Annotated in this window: 1 pseudogene; it reads right to left on the bottom strand. The window is 59.9% G+C overall.

Features of this window, described 5'->3' with window-relative positions:
• Positions 1-685, bottom strand: a pseudogene (locus BLX89_RS23780) (IS630 family transposase); the annotation flags it as partial.

Here is a 685-nt window from a genome sequence, read left to right as displayed (position 1 = left end):
GATTTGAAGACGCGGTTTGAGAGCCAGTTTTCGCGCATGAAGTGCCAGAGATTTTCGACCGGGTTCAGTTCCGGTGATTTCGGCGGGAGCGGCAGGATGGTAATGTTGTCGGGAACGACGAGATTGTTGGACATGTGCCAACCCGCCTGATCCATGATGAGGATGGCGTGCGCGTCATCGGCGACATGGCGGGCAATTTCGGCCAGATGCTGGGTCATCGCGAATGTGTCGCACCACGGCATGACCAACGCTGCTGCCTTGCCGAGCTTCGGGCAGATCGCGCCGAAGATGTAGGCTGATCTGGTGCGCTGATCGTGCGGCGCTGAAGGCCGCGTTCCGCGCCTGGCCCAGCGGCGGGTGATCTTGTTCTTCTGTCCGATACGCGCCTCGTCCTCGAACCAGATTTCTATTCTTTTGCCTTTCGCTGCGCCGGCGGCAATCTCTGCCACAGCGGCAGGGAAGCTTTTTTAAAATCCTCAACGGCTTGAGGGTCTTGCGCGTGATGTCTTGGCCGAGCAGAAAGCTTGCGATAGCCATGGCCCGCACTTCGCGGCTCAGCGTTTGTTCGCTCACGGGAACACGGAATTCTTCCCACAGCCATTGCGCCAGATCGCATAGACGCCAGCGAACGACGCCGTCCAGATAGGGTGTCGGCCCACGCTCGATGGCCTGCGCCAAGGCCGCA

This window comes from Pararhizobium arenae (genome assembly GCF_001931685.1).
Lineage (GTDB): Bacteria > Pseudomonadota > Alphaproteobacteria > Rhizobiales > Rhizobiaceae > Pararhizobium > Pararhizobium arenae.
Note: the sequence above shows the minus strand (reverse complement) of the source record. Positions and strands in the feature narration are given on the sequence as shown.